Origin of the sequence: Pseudomonas sp. B22129 (assembly GCF_044218875.1) — a bacterium.
Taxonomy (GTDB): Bacteria; Pseudomonadota; Gammaproteobacteria; order Pseudomonadales; family Pseudomonadaceae; genus Aquipseudomonas.
The window spans coordinates 4,488,465-4,505,627 of record NZ_CP162592.1 but is presented as its reverse complement, the minus strand read 5'-3'; the positions used below and the strand labels follow the sequence as shown (position 1 = coordinate 4,505,627).

The 17,163-nt window shown below is 62.8% G+C and carries 16 protein-coding genes; 13 read left to right on the top strand and 3 right to left on the bottom strand.

Going from position 1 to position 17,163, the window contains the following annotated elements; genetic code table 11:
* Window positions 1-14: 14 nt before the first annotated feature.
* Both AB4P94_RS20785 and AB4P94_RS20780 read right to left on the bottom strand, forming a co-directional pair.
* Window positions 15-806: an AraC family transcriptional regulator gene (locus tag AB4P94_RS20785; protein WP_395607209.1), complete on the bottom strand. Its 792-nt coding sequence runs from the start codon at window positions 804-806 to the stop codon at window positions 15-17.
* A 36-nt stretch (window positions 807-842) separates the two neighbouring features.
* Window positions 843-2,624 (bottom strand): helix-turn-helix domain-containing protein, encoded by a 1,782-nt coding sequence (locus tag AB4P94_RS20780; protein WP_395607208.1) that lies wholly within the window; start codon window positions 2,622-2,624, stop codon window positions 843-845.
* 167 nt (window positions 2,625-2,791) lie between these two features.
* Here AB4P94_RS20780 and AB4P94_RS20775 point away from each other — a divergent pair, with 167 nt between their 5' ends.
* From AB4P94_RS20775 to AB4P94_RS20720, 12 genes are all read left to right on the top strand, one after another.
* Window positions 2,792-3,391 carry an amino acid synthesis family protein gene (locus AB4P94_RS20775; protein ID WP_395607207.1) on the top strand — a complete coding sequence of 200 codons (600 nt, stop codon included), beginning with the start codon at window positions 2,792-2,794 and terminating at the stop codon, window positions 3,389-3,391.
* A 112-nt stretch (window positions 3,392-3,503) separates the two neighbouring features.
* On the top strand, window positions 3,504-4,445 hold the full coding sequence (locus AB4P94_RS20770) for a flavin reductase family protein (RefSeq protein WP_395607206.1): 942 nt from the start codon (window positions 3,504-3,506) through the stop codon (window positions 4,443-4,445).
* A gap of 22 nt (window positions 4,446-4,467) precedes the next feature.
* Complete coding sequence (locus AB4P94_RS20765; protein ID WP_395607205.1) at window positions 4,468-5,979, top strand: aldehyde dehydrogenase; 1,512 nt, start codon at window positions 4,468-4,470, stop codon at window positions 5,977-5,979.
* An 18-nt stretch (window positions 5,980-5,997) separates the two neighbouring features.
* Window positions 5,998-7,074 (top strand): LLM class flavin-dependent oxidoreductase, encoded by a 1,077-nt coding sequence (locus AB4P94_RS20760; protein ID WP_395607204.1) that lies wholly within the window; start codon window positions 5,998-6,000, stop codon window positions 7,072-7,074.
* 3 nt (window positions 7,075-7,077) lie between these two features.
* Window positions 7,078-7,890 carry an alpha/beta fold hydrolase gene (locus AB4P94_RS20755; RefSeq protein WP_395607203.1) on the top strand — a complete coding sequence of 271 codons (813 nt, stop codon included), beginning with the start codon at window positions 7,078-7,080 and terminating at the stop codon, window positions 7,888-7,890.
* Entirely contained in the window at window positions 7,883-8,278 is a 396-nt protein-coding gene (locus AB4P94_RS20750; RefSeq protein WP_395607202.1) for a carboxymuconolactone decarboxylase family protein, read from the top strand. Before AB4P94_RS20755 ends, AB4P94_RS20750 begins: the two co-directional genes overlap by 8 nt.
* 175 nt (window positions 8,279-8,453) lie before the next feature.
* A complete protein-coding gene (locus AB4P94_RS20745) occupies window positions 8,454-9,650 on the top strand; it encodes a glycine betaine/L-proline ABC transporter ATP-binding protein (protein WP_395607201.1) in 1,197 nt (398 codons plus the stop codon).
* Window positions 9,643-10,539, top strand: coding sequence for an ABC transporter permease (locus AB4P94_RS20740; protein ID WP_395607200.1), 897 nt, complete (start codon window positions 9,643-9,645; stop codon window positions 10,537-10,539). The genes AB4P94_RS20745 and AB4P94_RS20740 overlap by 8 nt, the downstream gene beginning before the upstream one ends.
* A gap of 67 nt (window positions 10,540-10,606) precedes the next feature.
* Window positions 10,607-11,632 carry a glycine betaine/L-proline ABC transporter substrate-binding protein ProX gene (gene proX / locus AB4P94_RS20735; protein WP_395607199.1) on the top strand — a complete coding sequence of 342 codons (1,026 nt, stop codon included), beginning with the start codon at window positions 10,607-10,609 and terminating at the stop codon, window positions 11,630-11,632.
* A 236-nt stretch (window positions 11,633-11,868) separates the two neighbouring features.
* Window positions 11,869-13,356 carry an NAD-dependent succinate-semialdehyde dehydrogenase gene (locus AB4P94_RS20730; protein ID WP_395607198.1) on the top strand — a complete coding sequence of 496 codons (1,488 nt, stop codon included), beginning with the start codon at window positions 11,869-11,871 and terminating at the stop codon, window positions 13,354-13,356.
* Complete coding sequence (locus AB4P94_RS20725; RefSeq protein ID WP_395607197.1) at window positions 13,353-14,738, top strand: aspartate aminotransferase family protein; 1,386 nt, start codon at window positions 13,353-13,355, stop codon at window positions 14,736-14,738. The genes AB4P94_RS20730 and AB4P94_RS20725 overlap by 4 nt, the downstream gene beginning before the upstream one ends.
* A gap of 495 nt (window positions 14,739-15,233) precedes the next feature.
* Window positions 15,234-15,725 (top strand): Lrp/AsnC family transcriptional regulator, encoded by a 492-nt coding sequence (locus AB4P94_RS20720; protein ID WP_395607196.1) that lies wholly within the window; start codon window positions 15,234-15,236, stop codon window positions 15,723-15,725.
* Here the strand turns inward: AB4P94_RS20720 and AB4P94_RS20715 are convergent.
* Window positions 15,722-16,432: a glutathione S-transferase gene (locus AB4P94_RS20715; protein ID WP_395607195.1), complete on the bottom strand. Its 711-nt coding sequence runs from the start codon at window positions 16,430-16,432 to the stop codon at window positions 15,722-15,724. The genes AB4P94_RS20720 and AB4P94_RS20715 overlap by 4 nt on opposite strands.
* 141 nt (window positions 16,433-16,573) lie before the next feature.
* On the opposite strand from AB4P94_RS20715, the gene AB4P94_RS20710 reads away from it, so the two are divergent.
* Window positions 16,574-17,137 (top strand): TetR/AcrR family transcriptional regulator, encoded by a 564-nt coding sequence (locus AB4P94_RS20710; protein ID WP_395607194.1) that lies wholly within the window; start codon window positions 16,574-16,576, stop codon window positions 17,135-17,137.
* Window positions 17,138-17,163: the final 26 nt, after the last annotated feature.

Sequence of the window (17,163 nt, the reverse complement as noted above, 5' to 3'; positions counted from 1 at the left end):
CTTGAAAGTGAGGTTCAACTCAGTCGTTTTTTCCGATACTCATCCGGCGTCTCCCCCGTGAGCTTGCGAAACATACCTATAAACGCCGAAGAACTGCCATAGCCCAGATCAAACGCCACCGCTTCCACCGACGCCCCGGCCTTGAGCCTTGGCAGTGAAGCGGTGACCTTCAAGCGCTGCTTCCACTGCGCCAACGACATGCCCAAATCCCGCTGGCAGCGGCGCAGCAATGTGCGTTCGGTGGCGTTGACCGCGCTGGCCCACTGCGCCTGCGAGCGCCCATCTGCGGGGTTTTGCTCCAGGGCGGCAAGGATCGGCGCGAGGATCGGGTCGTTGGAGCCCGGCAGGTAACTGCCTACGCGGGAGGTGCGGTTCAAGCGGTCGAGCAACACCGTCAGCAACCGGGTTTCCTCGGCCGTCTGGACCGGCCCGGGCGGGGACGCGTGCAGTTCCTCCAGCAGTTCGCGGATCAAGGGCGTGATGGTCAGCGCACAGGCTTCGGCGGGCAGGCGCTCACAGAGCGCCGGTGCGATGTAGAGCGAGCAGTGACAAGCTTCCTGGTGATTCATCGCGTTGTGCTCGACCTGCGGCGGCAGCCACACGCCAAATTGCGGTGGCGCAATGAAATGCACGCCGTCGAGCTTGAGTTCCATGACGCCGCTGAATGAATACACAAACTCGCCCCACGGGTGGTGGTGGGTCGGGTAAGCGGCGGACGCGGGCATGCGCGCCGCGCGAAAGTAGATCGGCGCGGGCAGTGCGTCAGTGAAGGGTGCGAGGATCAGGTGTTCGGTTGGCGTATTCATGGCGCGGCGACTTCGGTTCGAGGCAATGACCATAACTTAACTGTCGATCACCCGCTGCAAGTGAATCGCCAGCTCCGTCGCAAAGCGGCGCTCCGGCGTTTCTACATCAATCCCGAACAGTTCCTGAATCCGTGCCAGCCGGTAACGCAGCGTCGTCACGTGCACGCCCATCGCGTCGGCGCAGGCCTGGCTGCGGCAGCTTTCGCGCAGGTAGGCGGTGAGGGTTTCCAGGTAAGGGGTCTGGTGTTTGCGGTCGTGTTCCAGCATCGCACCGACGCTTTCGTTGACGAAGGTGCGGATGTCTTCACCGCCCACGGCGGCCACGAAGATCGGGATGGGGCCGAAGTCCTGATCGGAAATCGGCCCGCTGCGGCCAAACGAGCGCGCGATATCGATCAACCTGCGGCAGCGCTCCCAGGCAGCCGGGTAGTCGGCCAGCGCATTGCACACCCCGCTGGCCAGCAGGATGGGTTCTGCGCCCAGGTAATGCGCCAAGTCCTCGGCCATCTGGCGCTTGACCTTGGCCCGGCGCTCGCGGCCCTTTTCACCCTCGGCCGGCACCAGGCACACCAGGCCGTTATCGACGCTGATCACCGTGGCCGGGATCGACGCCCGCGCGAGAATGCGCGCAACGTTGTGGTGCAGGTTCTTGGCTTCGCGGGCCTTGGCGCCGTAGTCGATGATGATCATCTGCTGCGCGCTGTTAAAGCTGATGCCCAGGCGCTGGGCGCGTTGCTGGATGTCATCGGCATCGCGCCAGCGACCTTCAAGCACTTCGAACAGCAACTCGGTCTGGGTACGGGTTTCAAAGCGAAAGCGGATAAAACTGCGCATCATCTGCACGCTCAAGGCGAACTTGGCGCTTTCGAGCATCAGCAGGTCCAACTCATTGACCGGCGCCGCCACCGGGAACAGCACCAGCGCGCCGACCAGTTCGTGGTCGACCATCAGCGGTTCGATCTGCGCGCGCAGGGTGAACGGGCGGTGGCCGTCGTCAAGGAACAGGTTCACAGTGTTGCGCAGCGCGCTGCGCAGGCTCTCTTGCGCGGCCTTGGTGATTTGCACACTGAGCACGCCAGCGGCGGCGGCCTGCCAGGTGGCGTCATCGAACAGCGCTGTGTCGGGCGAGCGCCCCGCCACCACCTGGTTGGCGGTGAAGTCCACCGCGATCACCGGGTTGGGCAACTGGTTGCCGACCATCAGCGACAGCGACGTCACCGAGCCACCGCCCAACACATGCTCCAGCATCGAGGTATGCACATGCAGCGCCTGCTGCAGGCGCTCGGCGGCGCGGCGTTCGGCTTCCAGTTGGCGCTGGCGCTCCACGGCAATGGCGCCCAGGTGAATGATCATGCCGAGGAACACGCGGTCTTCCTCGGACACGTCCATCAGCGTGCGTGAGATCACGCTGAGCACCATCGGCCGGCCGTCGAAGTCGGTGCAGTTCATCGGCATCACCATCACCGTGCGGTAATCGCGCTCCACCGACTCGCGGCGATAGCCGGGGTACTCGCAATCGCGCACGTCGCGGATGAACACCGGCTCGTTGCGCTGCAACGCGGTCATCACCGGGCTCGACGACAACTCCCAGCTGTCCACCAATGGCCGTTGCACCAGCGTCGGGTCATGCCGGGCGATGACGTGGCCGAAACCCGCCTCCATGTCGATGGCCATGATCGAACTCATGGTCCAGTGGGTATGGCGGCAACTGGCGTACACCAGTTGGTGCAGCATCGACTGCAGGTCGCCCCCGGAATTGATCTGGCTGGCGACATCACGCAGCGACAGGATCTGCATTTCTCGATTCAAGGCGCTCACCCGAACGTGTGGATCATGGCAGCCAAGGTGCCTGCCCGGCCCGCCTGATACTTGCTCTGCTTACGAGCAATGTCCAGTGCATTTATACGATGAAACGGCGGAAGACGGGTTTTACCTTCTCTCATAGCCTTGGGTCAAACCAACAGCCACAAGGGCGACACTTCATCATGAATCTGGACAATCTGGGCGTCAGGAAATACTGCACCTTTATCGAAGAAACCTTTATCGAAGGGGGCAAGGACGCCGGCAAACCCATCACGCTGATCGTGGTGGCCGCGATCCTGAAAAACCCTTGGGCGGGCCAGGGGTTCGTCGAAAACCTGCGTCCCGAAATCCTGCGCCTGGCGCCTGGGCTGGGTTATGAAATGACCCGCCGCCTGATCGCCCTGATGCCCGGCGGCAAGGTCGAAGCGTTTGGCAAGGCCGCCGCCGTGGGCGTCAACGGTGAGATCGAGCACGCCTCAGGCCTGATCCACACCCTGCGCTTTGGCAACCTGTTCCGCGAAGCTGTGGAAGGCACCGCTTACTTGAGCTTCACCAACACCCGCAACGCCCCGGGCGCCCTGCTCGCCCTGCCGATGGTGCACAAAAGCGAAACCGGCAAGCGTTCGCACTTCCTCACCGCCAACTTCCAGGTGGCCGACGCCCCGGGCCCGGATGAAGTGCTGATCGCCATCGGCGCCTCCGACGGCTCCCGTGCCCACCCGCGCATTGCCGACCGCTACCAGGACATGGCGGAGATGGAAGCCGAGCAGCCCAAGGACTGAAGCTCCTCTGAAACCGCGAAAAACTTTCCAGCGTTTTACCCGTGATCGCTGCAAGCCTGGGGTTGGAACCGCCCGTAGGCTTGCTTCACACCCCAACAACAGGAGCACTCCGATGCCGAGTACCGAAACTCACGTTGCAGCCGTCGACCCAGGCGCTTTGCGTCAGGCATTCGGCACCTTCGTGACCGGCGTGACCGTGATCACCACCCACGATGCCGACGGCCACCCACGGGGCATGACCGCCAACTCGTTTACCTCGGTTTCCCTCGACCCGCCACTGCTGCTGGTGTGCGTCGGGAAGTCCGCTGCCAGCCACGGCGCGTTCGCCGTGAGCGAACACTTTGCCGTCAACTTGCTGCATGAAGGGCAAGTCGAGGTGTCCGGCACCTTTGCCTCCAAGTCGCCGGACAAGTTCCACACCGTCCACCACGACACTGTGCACACCGGCGCGCCGATCCTCACCGACAGCCTGACTTGGTTTGACTGCACCGTGGACCAGCGCATCGACGCGGGCGACCACCTGGTGCTGATCGGCCAGGTGCGCGCCTTCGGTACCAGCCCCAAGCTGCCGCTGGTGTTCTGCCGGGGGCGCTACGCGAACATCCAGGACCCGCTGCCCGCCAGTTGGCTGGACTCGCACAAGATGATCATCGGTTACCTGATCGAAACCGACGGCGCGATTCTGTTCCGCGCCGACGGCAAGGGCGGCTGGACTCTGCCCGTGGCCGGCAAGCGCAAAGGTTTTATCGACGCCGGTGCCAGCGCCTTGCCGGTGGAACTGGAGTCGACCTTTTTGTACTCGGTGTTTGACGTGGACGACACCGACCCCGGTTTCCTGATCTACCGCGCCAGGCTCGGCGCGCTGGACGCCGAGCTGCCTGACACCCTGCGCTTCTTCCCGCTGGACGACTTGCCCATTGAGCTGATGCCCGTCAACGAGCTGCGTTCGGTGGTGCGCCGCTATGCCCGCGAACGCGAAAACCAGCAGTTCGGCATCTACACCGGCTCTGCCGCGAGCGGTCGCATCGCGATGCTCGAAAACGCCCCGCTTTGATCCGCACCCACAGGACACTTGCATGAAAACCACGGTCAGCGCCCTTGAGGGCCAACGTCTCAACCTGTTTATCGACGGCCGCTTCGACGTACCCGCCAGCGACACCTATGTCGACAGTTTCGACCCCACCACGGGCAAATCCTGGTACCAGTTCGCCCAAGGCGATGCCAGCGATGTCGGCCGCGCAGTCGCCTCGGCCAAGCGCGCCTTCCATGACCCGCAATGGCGCTACATGACGCCCACCGCGCGCGGCAAATTGCTCTACCGCCTGGCGCAACTGGTGGCCGAACACGCCGAAGAACTGGCGCTGCTGGAAACCCGCGACAACGGCAAGCTGCTGCGCGAGATGAGCGCACAAATGAGCGCCCTGCCCGACGCCTACATTTACTTCGCCGGCATGGCCGACAAGCTGCAAGGCGACGTGATCCCGGTCAACAAGCTCAACCAGCTCAACTACAGCAGCCGCGAGCCGCTGGGCGTGGTCGGCATGATCACGCCGTGGAACTCGCCGCTGATGCTGCTCACCGGCACCCTGGCGCCCTGCCTGGCCATCGGTAATACCGTGGTGATCAAACCGTCGGAACATGCCAGCGCCTCGACGCTGGCCCTGGCTGAATTGATTATCGAGGCGGGCTTTCCGGCAGGCGTGGTCAACGTGGTCACCGGCAATGGCGCCATCACCGGCGATGCGCTGACCCGCCACCCGGACATCGCCAAATACGTGTTCACCGGCAGCACCGACACCGGTCGCCGCATTGCCGGCAACGCGGCGAACAATTTGGTGCCGTGCCAGATGGAACTGGGCGGCAAGTCGCCCCACGTGGTGTTTGCCGATGTCGATATCGAGAAGGCCGTGAATGGCGTGGTGTCGGGGATTTTTGCCGCCGCCGGGCAAAGCTGTGTGGCCGGGTCACGCTGCTTTGTCGAAGCCTCGATCTACGACCGCTTTGTCGAGGCGCTGGTGGCGCGTACGCAAAAGATCACCGTCGGCCACCCGATGGAAGCGAACACCGACATTGGCCCACTCGCACTGCAAGCTCAGTTGCAAAAAATCGAAGGCTATATCGCCAGCGGCCTGCAGCAAGGCGCCCAGGCCGCCATCGGCGGCAAACGCCCAAGCGCGGCCCACCTGAACGAAGGCTGGTACTTCGAACCCACGGTGATGGCCAATGCCAGCAACGACATGCCGTTCATGCGCGACGAGCTGTTCGGGCCAGTGGTCGGCGTGATGCCGTTCAGTTCCGAAGAACAAATGATAGGCCTGGCCAACGACACCTCTTACGGCCTGGCCTCGGGGATCTGGACCCAGAACATCGACCGCGCCCTGCGCTTTGCCAACCGCATCGACGCCGGCACGGTGTGGATCAACACCTATCGCAGCTCGGCCTACATGTCAGCCAACGGCGGCTTCAAACAGAGCGGCTACGGGCGACGCGGCGGCTTTGACGTGATGCGCGAGTTCTCCCGCGCCAAGAACGTGGTCATCGACTACTCCGGCGAAATGCAGGACCCGTTCGTGATTCGCCTGCGCTGATTAATAAAGGAGCCTCACATGAAATTTGCCGTATCCCTGAGCATGGAACGTTTCTCCCCGGACGTGCCGATGCAGACCGTCATGGCCAACCTGCTGGAACTGGCGAAGATCGCCGACGAAGGCGGTTTCGAAACCCTGTGGACGTCCGAGCACCACACCCTGGAATGCACCATCGCGCCGAACCCGTTCCAGACCCTGACCTGGCTCGGCCAGCACACCGAACGCATCCGCCTGGGCACCGCAACGATTGCGGCGGCCTACTGGCACCCGATCCGCCTGGCCGGTGAAGCGGCGCTGTGTGATCACCTGACCCAAGGCCGCCTAGAGTTCGGCATCGCCCGGGGCTCGTACCAGTACGAGTTCGACCGCATGACCCCCGGCCTGCAACAGCAGGAAGGCGTCGGCTACATGAAGGAGCTGGTGCCGGCGGTGCAGAAACTCTGGGCCGGCGACTATGCCCACGACGGCCACTACTGGAAATTCCCGCTGACCGCCGCCGTGCCCAAACCCCTGCAAAAGGACCACCCGCGCATCTGGGTGGCCGCGCGCGACCCGGGCACTTTCGACTGGGCGGTGGGCATCGGCGCCAATATCCTTTCCACCCCGCTCTCTCTGCCCGCGGCGGAAATCGCCGTGCTTGGCGAGAAATTCAACAAGGCCGTGGCCGACAACCCCCACGTGCCGCGCCCGCGTTTCATGATGCAGCGCCGTACTTGTGTGTACGCCAACGCCGAAGACTGGCAAGTGCCCGTGCAGCACAGCATGGATTTTGGCCGCGCCTTCGAGAACCTGATGCAGAACGTCGGCACCGTGCGCAACGGTTTCCCCGAGCCAGTGCCTTTTGAAGCGGTGCGCGGCAAAGAGAACTACAACCCAGACAACATCCGGCGCAACCTGATGTTCGGCACCCCGGACGAGATCATCGCCAAGCTGCTCGACTACGAAGCCGCCGGCGTCGATCAGTACTGCCTGGGCCTGACCTTCAACCTGCCCTTCGAATTGCAGAAGCAGACCTTGCGCCTGTTTATCGACGAAGTGATGCCGGTGTTCGCCGAACGCGAGCGCGCCAAACGCCGCGAAGCGGTCGCGGGGTAAGCCATGGGCGACTCACAACAGCTCAGCGTGGCGAATGTCACGCTCAACTACCGGCTGGATGGGCATGGACCTCGGCCGCTGGTGTGCATTCATGGCGTGGGTTCCAGCCTGCAAGCCTGGGCCGAGGTGGTGCAGGGTTTGAAAGATGACTTCACCGTGCTGACGTTCGACCTGCGCGGCCATGGGCAGTCTTCCCGCACCCCGGGGCGCTACGAGATCGACCATCTGGTCGGTGAGGCCCTGGCGCTGGCGGAACACGTGGGTTTCAACCGGTTCGATCTGGCGGGGTTTTCGCTCGGTGGTTTGATCGCTCAGCGTTTGACGCTGACGCACCCGGACCGCGTGCGGCGGTTGGTGCTGCTCTCGACCGTGGCCGGGCGCACTGCCGATGAGCGTGAGCGCGTCAAAGCCCGCCTCGTCGCCCTGCAAGCCGGCGAGCCGGTGGCCCATTACGAAGCCTCGCTGGCGCGCTGGTTGACCGAGGATTTTCAGGCGCAAAACCCGCAAGCCGTGTTGCGTTTGCGCCAACTGAATGCCGCCAACGATCCGGGCTGTTATGCGGCGGCGTACCGCGTCCTGGCCGAATCGGATTTTGGCGAGCAACTGGGGCAGATCCGCTGCCCGACACTCATTGCCACGGGCGCTGACGACCTCGGCTCCAACCCGCGCATGGCGGCGTTCATGCACGCGCAAATTGAAGGCTCGACCCTGCGCATTCTGCCGGGCCTGCGCCACTGCATTTTGATCGAAGCGCCGCAGTGGGTCGCGGCGCTGATGCGCGACTTTCTTACCGATTCGGAGACTCACCATGGATAAGTCATTGCAGGCCGAGGGCGAAAGCGTCCGCCGCCAGGTGCTGGGAGACGCCTACGTTGACCAGGCGCTGGGCCGGGCCGACACTTTTTCACGGCCCTTTCAGGACGTGCTGAATGAATATTGCTGGGGCATGGTCTGGACCGACGACGCCCTGGACCTCAAGCAACGCAGCCTGCTCAACCTGGGCATGCTCGCGGCGCTGGGGCGCATGGATGAATTCGGCGTGCATTTTTGCGGCGCCCTGCGCAATGGTTTGACTGACGAGCAACTGCGCGCGGCACTGGTGCAGATCGCGGTGTATTGCGGGATTCCGGCGGGCGTCGAAGCCTTCCGTGTGGCGCGCAAGGCACGTGAAAGCATGCCGCCGATGGACGCGCCTACCGGCTGACGCCCAACCCTTGCACCCGCCACAAGCTCATGCTGTAACTGCTGTGCCCGACAACAAGAAATTTTTGCGTTGCACCCTTGCGACTGCACCACCGACGGACCTTTGACTGCCAGTAGCCAAAAATTTCTCTTGATGAAATTTCCGCAGATAGCAAAACAACAATTGGAGGCAATGGGTGAGCGAACGACTAAAGATCGAGAACCTGTATAAAGTGTTCTCTTCCACGCCCGACCGAGCCATGCAGCTCTTGACCGCCGGTGCCAGCAAAGACCGGATTCTGGCCGAGACCGCCACGGTGGTCGGCCTCAATAACGTGTCGCTGTCGGTGCCCAGCGGCGCGATCTACATGATCATGGGCCTTTCCGGCTCGGGTAAATCCACCCTGGCGCGGTGCATCAACCGCCTGAATGAGCCGACCGCTGGCAAAATCCTGCTGGACGGCAAGGACCTGGTCACCCTCAACGAAAACGAGCTGCGCGAAGTGCGCCGCACGCGGATCTCCATGGTGTTCCAGCATTTCGCCCTGTTGCCGAACAAGACCGTGATCGAGAACACCGAGTTCGGCCTCAAGCTGCGTGGCGTGCCCGCTGCCGAACGGCGCAAGCGTGCCCTGGAAGTGCTGGCGGTGGTCGGCCTGGCCAAGTGGGCTGACCACCACCCCCATGAACTGTCCGGTGGCATGCGCCAGCGTGTCGGTTTGGCCCGCGCGCTGACCACCGACGCCGACGTGCTGATCATGGATGAAGCCTTCAGCGCCCTCGACCCGCTGATCCGCACCGAGATGCAGGACGAGTTGCTGCGCCTGCAGCGCACCCTGAAAAAAACCATTCTGTTCATCACCCACGACTTCCAGGAAGCCCTGAAGCTGGGCACGCGCATTGCGATCATGGCCGACGGCCAAGTGGTGCGCGAAGGTACGCCCCAGGAAATTGTCGCCGACCCGGGCAGCGATTACGTGGCCGGCTTCACCCGTGAGGTGGACCGCTCACGGCTGTTCGACGCGCGCTCGATCATGCAGCCCGCCAGCACCCTGCTGGTACAGGGCGACACGCGCATCGTCGGCAATGACAGCGCCAGCGCCTTTGTACTCAACGCCGCCGGCAAGGCCGTGGGCGTGCTGGATTCCGGTGCCTTGCTGGCTGTCGGTGCCGGGGGCGATGCCCTGCAGCGCTTGTCGCCGCAGTTCGTCAGCGTGCCGGCCCACGCCAAGCTGGTGGAAGTGGCGCGCCAGCTCAAACCTGGCCATCCCGTGGCGGTGGTCGATACGGACGGCGTGTTTATCGGCACGCTGAACAGCGCGCATATCCTCGACTGCATCGCCAGCGTCCCGCCCCCTCGCCCTGCCGTTTCGGAGGTTGCACACCATGCTTAAGTCAGAAGACCTCGCTGTATTGCCCGTGGACCAATGGATCAGCACAGGCGTGGAATGGATCGGCATTCACCTGCGCCCGCTCTTCCAGGCGATTCGCTGGCCGGTGGAGCATTTGCTGGGGTTCAGCGACACGCTGATCCACGCCATTCCATTCCCGGTGATGGTGGTGTTGATGTTCCTCATCGCCTACCGCGCCGCCACCCTCGGCGTGGCGATTTTCAGTGCCGTCGCGCTGGTGGTGATTGCCGCATTGGGCGTGTGGGACGAAGCCATGACCACCCTGTCGCTGATTACCACCGCGATTGTGATCTGCATGGTGGTCGGCATTCCGGTGGGCGTGTGGTGCGCGCGCAGTGAGCGGGTGTGGGGCGTGATGCGGCCGATCCTCGACATCATGCAAACCACGCCGACCTTTGTGTACCTGGTGCCGGTGGTGATGCTGTTTGGCGTGGGCACCGTGTCGGGTGAAGTGGCGGTGGTGATCTCGGCGTGCCCGCCGCTGATTCGCTTTACCTACCTGGGCATCCGCATGGTCGAAACCGAACTGGTGGAAGCCGGCCTGGCCTTTGGCGCCGACCGCAAGCAATTGCTCTGGGAAATCCAGTTACCCCTGGCCATCCCGACCATTCTGGGTGGCCTTAACCAGACGGTGCTCACTGCCATGGTGATGTCGGTGGTGGTCGCCATGATCGGCGCCGAAGGCCTGGGCCTGGTGGTGCTGCAAGGCCTGGGGCGCATGGACGTGGGCCGTGCCGCCGTCGGCGGGATCGCCATCGTGCTGCTGGCGATGATGCTCGATCGCATCACCCAGAACCTCGCGCAACCCACACCCGGCAAACGCAAATCGCTGTTCAAGCGGCTGTTCACCCTGCGGGCGGTCAGCGCATAACAAGAAATCATGACGTCGGTTTTAACTGCCAACCCTTAACCATAACGAGAAAAACAACGAGGAAATCATGATGCGTCCATTCAACGCCGCGCTGGCATGTACAGCACTGTTGTACCTGGGGAGCGCTTCGGTCATGGCCGAGACCCTGCCCGGCGATGGCAAAACCATCCGTTTCGTGCAGTCGGAAAGTACCGGTGGCAATTACGTCATCACCAAGATCGCCATCGAAGCCGCCAAGCGCCTGGGCTATGCGAGCAAGCTGAGCACCGTCAACACCACGCTGTTCTTCCCGGCAGCGGCCCAGGGCGACCTGGACCTGTCGATGGACGTGACGTTGCCACAGCTGCAACCGAGCTTCGACAAGGTCAAGGACCGCACCGAAGTGGTTGGCGGCGGCTCGATCACCGGTGCCGGTTACAACGGCTACATGATCGACAAGAAAACCGCCGACGCCTACCACATCACCAGCCTTGAGCAGCTCAAAGACCCGAAGATCGCCGCGCTGTTCGGCAAGAACGGCAAGGCTGACCTGATCAGTTGCGACCCGGGTTGGGGCTGCGGTGACGTGGTGGATTACCAGCTCGACAAATTCGGTTTGAAAGCCACCGTCAACCCGGTGCGCGGCAAGTACGAAGCGCTGATGTTTGAAAACGTGGCCCGCCTCAAACGTGGCGAGCCGGTGTTTTTCTATGCCTGGGCGCCCTCGTGGATGACCAACACCATGGTCCCGGGCAAGGACGTGGTGTGGCTGCCGACGCCGTTTGATGCGTTGCCGGGCAATGTGCCCAGCACGGTTTCAGCGCTGACCCCGGGTGTCGAAGGCTGCGCCGGTGGCGCCGACCCGTGCCGCATGGCGATGGCGGCGTGGAACTGGTACGCCATCGGCAACAAGCAGTTCATCGCAGCCAACCCGGCTGTGAAAAAGTTAGTGGAACAGATGACCTTCCCGCAGTCGACCTGGAGCTACTGGGAAAAAACCATCAGCGCGGACGGTTCCAGCGAACGCAACATCCGCAAGCTGGCGGATGACTGGATGAGTGAAAACAAGGCGACATTTGACGGCTGGGTTGCCAACGCAAAAACCGCCAAATAACCCCAACCCCCTGTGGGAGCGGGCTTGCCCGCGATTGCCTCACCTCGGTATTGCAGTGACACCGAGGTGCCTGCATCGCGGGCAAGCCCGGCTCCCACAGGGATGGTTCCCAGAGAAATCGCCGTACGAGCCACCCTAATCAGAAAAAACACCAAGCCACACCCCCGCCAAACCCGCTTTTCTCCACACCACCCTGCCCTAGCATGACTGCACTCAGACGATTGGGAGCCACCACCATGACTTACAAACACCCACTGCTGTTCAAGGCGCTGTGCTATGTCGACGGCCATTGGGTCCACAGTGACAGCGCCAGCACCGTCGCCGTGCACAACCCGGCGACGCAGGACGTGATCGGCCATGTGCCGATGCTCGAACAACCGCAGATCATTGCTGCTGTGGCCGCCGCACACCGCGCCTTCCCCGCCTGGCGCGAGCAAAGCCTGGAGGCTCGCGCGACGATTTTGAAACGCTGGGCCGCATTGATCCTGGAGCACCAGGAAGACCTGGCGCGCATCCTCAGCCTGGAGCAAGGCAAATCTCTGGCCGAAGCCCGTGGCGAAATCGCCTATGCCGCCAGCTTTATCCCCTGGTTTGCCGAAGAGGCCCGGCGCCTGTACGGCCAGAATATTCCTAGCCACATCCCCGGCGCACACCTGGGCACCGTCAAGGAGCCGGTCGGCGTTTGCGCACTGCTGACGCCGTGGAACTTTCCCTCGGCCATGATCACCCGCAAAGCCGCTGCCGCGCTCGCCGCCGGGTGCACAGTGGTGGTCAAACCGGCCCATGAAACGCCCTATTCCGCCTTTGCCCTGGCGCATCTGGCCGAAGAAGCCGGCTTCCCGGCCGGGGTATTCAACGTGGTGCTGGGGGAGCCGCAAATGACCATGCAAACACTGGTGCAGGACAGCCGCGTGCGCGCGGTGAGCTTCACCGGCTCAACCCGTGTGGGCAAATTGGTGCTGCAAGCGGCAGCCCAGGATGTGAAAAAGGTCGCGCTGGAATTGGGCGGCAACGCGCCGTTCATTGTGTGTGCCGATGCTGACTTGGGCCTGGCGGTGAAAGTCGCCGTGCAAGCTAAATTCCAGACCTCGGGCCAGGATTGCTGCGCCGCCAACCGCATCCTCGTGGACCGCTCGATCTACCCGGCTTTCCTCAAACGCTTTGCCGCCGCCGTGCGTGAACTGCGGGTAGGCCCGGCACTGATCAATGATCAAGAGCAAAGCGTGGACGTTGGCCCGCTGATGCACCAAGCCGCCTTCGACGTCACCGCAGAACGCGTGGAGGACGCCTTGCAGCTCGGCGCGCAACGCCTGGTCGGCGGTGAAGCCCACGCCCTCGGCGGCCTGTTCTACCAGCCCACGGTGCTGGCCGACGTGACCCCCGAAATGCGCATCTACCGCGAAGAAAACTTCGCACCCATTGCGGGGGTGATGCCCTTCGACACGCTGGAGCACGCCATCGCCCTGGCCAACGACACCGAATACGGTTTGGCCGCCTACGTTTGTTCCAACCGCCTGGACCTGATCTACCCACTGATTCGCCGCCTTGACCACGCGATGATCGCGGTCAACGGCGTGAAATTCACCGGCCACCCGATTCCGTTCGGCGGCATGAAAGCCTCGGGCCTGGGCCGTGAAGGCGGCGCCGAAGGCTTCGAAGCCTTTGTCGAAACCAAATACTTTTGCCTGCACCACCAAGGACAATTCAAAGGAGACTCGCTATGAACCACGAACTCGACCGCCTGTTCGAACAGGACCGCGCGCACTTCATGCACCCGTCCACCCACGCCCATGACCACGCCAGCGGCGCGCTGAAAGGCCGCATCATCAAGAGCGCTTCGGGCATCCGCATTCGCGACCATGAAGGCCGTGAATTGATCGATGCATTTGCCGGGCTCTACTGCGTGAACATCGGCTATGGCCGTACCGAAGTAGCCGACGCGATCTACAAGCAAGCCAAGGAACTAGCCTACTACCACACCTACGTCGGCCACTCGACCGAGGCGATTATCGAGCTGTCGAGCCGCATCATGGACTGGGCGCCGCAGGGTATGAAAAAGGTCTATTACGGCCTGTCCGGTTCCGACGCCAACGAAACCCAGATCAAGTTGGTGCGCTACTACAACAACGTACTGGGCCGTCCGCAGAAGAAGAAAATCATATCCCGCGACCGTGGCTATCACGGCTCGGGCATCATGACCGGCAGCCTCACGGGCCTTGCCGCGTTCCACCAGCATTTCGACCTGCCGGAACAAGGCATCAAACACACCGTGTGCCCGCACTGGTACCGCAAGGCGCCGGCTGGCATGGATGAGGCGGCGTTCGTGCGTTACTGCGCCGACGAGCTGGAAAAAATGATCCTCGCCGAAGGCCCCGACACCGTGGCGGCGTTCATCGGCGAACCGGTGATGGGCACCGGCGGCATCGTGGTGCCGCCCGGCGGTTACTGGTCGGCGATTCAGGCGGTGCTGAACAAGTACGACGTGTTGTTGATTGCCGATGAAGTGGTCTGCGCCTTCGGCCGTCTCGGTTCGAAAATGGGCAGCCAGCGCTACGGCATGCGCCCGGACCTGATCACCACGGCCAAGGGCTTGACCAGTGCTTACGCGCCATTGTCGGCGGTGATCATTGGCGACAAAGTCTGGGACGTGATCGAAAAGGCTTCGACCACCGACGGCGCCATGGGCCACGGCTGGACCTATTCCGGGCACCCGATCTGCGCGGCGGCGGCGTTGGCCAACCTGGATATTCTGGAGCGCGAAAACCTCACCGAAAATGCCGAGCAAGTGGGCGCTTACCTCAACCGTCGCCTGCGTGAAACCCTCGAAGGTCACCCGCTGGTGGGCGAAGTGCGCGGTGACGGGATGCTCGCGGCCGTGGAATTCATGGCCGACCGCGAACAGCGCACCCCCTTCGATGCCGCGTTGAAAGTCGGCCCGAAAGTCTCGGCGGCCTGCCTGGAGCGCGGCATGATCGCCCGCGCCATGCCCCACGGCGACATACTCGGCTTTGCCCCCCCGTTGATTCTGACCCGCGAAGACGCCGACCTGATCGTCGACATCACCAAGGGTGCGATTGATCAGGTCGCCAGCGAAATCCTTGGCTGACGCACACCCTTGTGGGAGCTGGCTTGCCTGTGAAAGCGGCGGCACTGCCAATAGAGATTTCGCCCATGCCGCCGCCATCGCAGCCTCGCCGGGGCTCGACAGCTCCCACAGGGGATTGATGGTGTTTGGGAAACCAGCGTCATCGCGTCGGACACGTGCTCGCCGGCGATGAAGGTCAAAGGTGGGAGCTGGCTTGCCTGCGAAAGCGGCGGCACTGCCTATAAAGCTTTCGCCCATGCCACCGCCTTCGCAGCCTCGCTGGCGCTCGACAGCTCCCACAGGGGATTGGTGGTGTTTGGGAAACCAGCGTCATCGCGTCGGACACGTGCTCGCCGGCGATGAAGGTCAAAGGTGGGAGCTGGCTTGCCTGCGAAAGCGGCGGCACTGCCTATAAAGCTTTCGCCCATGCCACCGCCTTCGCAGCCTCGCTGGCGCTCGACAGCTCCCACAGTTGGTGGCCTGATACTGTCTTGCCCGTTTCAGAGTTTGCCTGCAATGCACAAGCTTGACCGTTACGACCTGAACATCCTGCGCATCCTTTCCGAGGACGGGCGCATCACCAAGTCCAGCTTGGCCGAGGCGATCAACCTGTCGGTCACGCCGGCCTGGGAGCGCGTGCGCAAGCTGGAAAGCGCGGGCCTGGTGAAGGGCTATCGCGCGGTTATCGACTGGAACCAGGTATTCAAAAGCCAGCAACTGCTGGTGGAGATCACCCTGGCCCGCCACACCGCCCAGGACATGCGCCGCTTCGAGCACCGCATGGCCGAGGCGCCGGAGGTGGAGTTCTGCTATGCCACAGGCGGCGGCGTGGACTACATCGCGATGATTCGCGCGGCGGACATCGACGGCTATCAGCGCTTCATCGATCAGTTGCTGATGGAGGACTTGGCGATTGAACGGTACTTCACCTACATCGTGACCAAGACCATCAAAACCCCTGGGGCCGTGCCCGCTCAAGCGTCGGACACGGCCCGGGCGCTGCCTTAGCTCGGTTGGTTTTGCAGATTGCCCTGCTCCACCATCGCGCGCCATGTCTGAACGCTGTCGCGCTCGTTCATACGGGCGTGCCACGCGTGTAGCGCTGTGCATTCCTGCGGCACGGGCAACTTGACCAGACCTGCGAAAATCAAGCCACCGAGCAGTGCAATATCAGCCATTGAGAACGCATCCCCTGCAACAAACGGCCGCGTCTTCAGCAGGCCATCGAAATAACGCATGCCCCGGATTGCCTTGTCACCCATGCGCTGGCCCCATTCGGCGTTCTGGTACAGCTCCACCTCGGGCCCGAGGCCTGGGGTTGCATGGTGGAAATACACGCTGACGGCGTCCATCAATTCCAGCTCTGCGCGCCGGGTCATCATATGGATCAGGCCCTGCTCGACAGGCGTAGTGCCCGTCAGGGTCGGGTGACCATCCAGGGCGTCCAGGTATTGGGTGATCGCCGTGCATTCCGCAATCAGTGTGCCGTCCTGCAGTTGCAGCACCGGCAGCGTGCCGGAGTAGTTGAGGGCCAGAAAGTCAGGGTGTTTGTGCTTGCCTTGCCACAGGTTAACGGGCACAAACGCGGTGTCTGGCAGCAAGCCTTTCTCGGCCAGCGCGATACGCACGCGTGCCGGGTAGGGACCGTTGTACCAGTCATGGATTTTCAGCAAAGGGGCTTGGGATACCGCGGATTGTGGCTGTTGAAGCGTCATGATGCTATCGCCTACCTGTCAATTGGTAGGCAAAGATTGCGAGCTTTTCCCGAGCATGTCAACAACTACCTACCAGTTGGCAGGCAAGCGATTGTGCGCGTAGAATCAGCGCACGCGACTCAATGAACGAGGGACCAACACGTGAGCGAAAACGCTCGGGAAGCCATTCTGGAAGCCGCCAAAGCGGCAGGCCAACACTACGGCTACAGCGGAATCAACTTCCGCAGCATCGGCGAAACCGTCGGGATCAAGAACGCGAGTATCTATTACCACTTCCCCAGCAAGGCCGACCTTGGCGCAGCCGTCGCCAAGCGTTATTGGGAAGATGCCGCCGCGACGCTTGAGGCTGTTCGCCAGGACAATCCGGACCCGCTTCACTGCCTGCGGCGCTACCCGGGGATCTTTCGTCACTCCCTGGAAAACAACAACCGGCTGTGCCTTGCCAGCTTCATGGCGGCCGAATACCAGGACCTGCCCGAACAGGTAAAGCGCGAAGTGCTGACGTTTGCCGACATCAACGTGGCGTGGCTGGCCGAGCGCCTGACCGAACTCGAAACGGGCAGCGCCGAGGTGTGCCAGCGCCGCGCCCGCGCGATCTACACCGCCATAGCCGGCGCACAGTTGATCGCGCGCACGCGCGCCGACATGAGCCTGTATGACGAGCTGGTGCAGAGTTATCAGGCGTCGGGGCTTATCCCGGCCTGACGGACGGGGCTGGCTTGCAACAAGCA

What these genes read in the sequence shown, in the direction of transcription:
- AB4P94_RS20785 (WP_395607209.1), bottom strand. Translation starts at nt 806, where the DNA reads ATGAATACGCCAACCGAACACCTGATCCTCGCACCCTTCACTGACGCA.
- AB4P94_RS20775 (WP_395607207.1), top strand. Translation starts at nt 2,792, where the DNA reads ATGAATCTGGACAATCTGGGCGTCAGGAAATACTGCACCTTTATCGAA.
- AB4P94_RS20770 (WP_395607206.1), top strand. Translation starts at nt 3,504, where the DNA reads ATGCCGAGTACCGAAACTCACGTTGCAGCCGTCGACCCAGGCGCTTTG.
- AB4P94_RS20765 (WP_395607205.1), top strand. Translation starts at nt 4,468, where the DNA reads ATGAAAACCACGGTCAGCGCCCTTGAGGGCCAACGTCTCAACCTGTTT.
- AB4P94_RS20760 (WP_395607204.1), top strand. Translation starts at nt 5,998, where the DNA reads ATGAAATTTGCCGTATCCCTGAGCATGGAACGTTTCTCCCCGGACGTG.
- AB4P94_RS20755 (WP_395607203.1), top strand. Translation starts at nt 7,078, where the DNA reads ATGGGCGACTCACAACAGCTCAGCGTGGCGAATGTCACGCTCAACTAC.
- AB4P94_RS20750 (WP_395607202.1), top strand. Translation starts at nt 7,883, where the DNA reads ATGGATAAGTCATTGCAGGCCGAGGGCGAAAGCGTCCGCCGCCAGGTG.
- AB4P94_RS20740 (WP_395607200.1), top strand. Translation starts at nt 9,643, where the DNA reads ATGCTTAAGTCAGAAGACCTCGCTGTATTGCCCGTGGACCAATGGATC.
- proX (WP_395607199.1), top strand. Translation starts at nt 10,607, where the DNA reads ATGATGCGTCCATTCAACGCCGCGCTGGCATGTACAGCACTGTTGTAC.
- AB4P94_RS20730 (WP_395607198.1), top strand. Translation starts at nt 11,869, where the DNA reads ATGACTTACAAACACCCACTGCTGTTCAAGGCGCTGTGCTATGTCGAC.
- AB4P94_RS20725 (WP_395607197.1), top strand. Translation starts at nt 13,353, where the DNA reads ATGAACCACGAACTCGACCGCCTGTTCGAACAGGACCGCGCGCACTTC.
- AB4P94_RS20720 (WP_395607196.1), top strand. Translation starts at nt 15,234, where the DNA reads ATGCACAAGCTTGACCGTTACGACCTGAACATCCTGCGCATCCTTTCC.
- AB4P94_RS20715 (WP_395607195.1), bottom strand. Translation starts at nt 16,432, where the DNA reads ATGACGCTTCAACAGCCACAATCCGCGGTATCCCAAGCCCCTTTGCTG.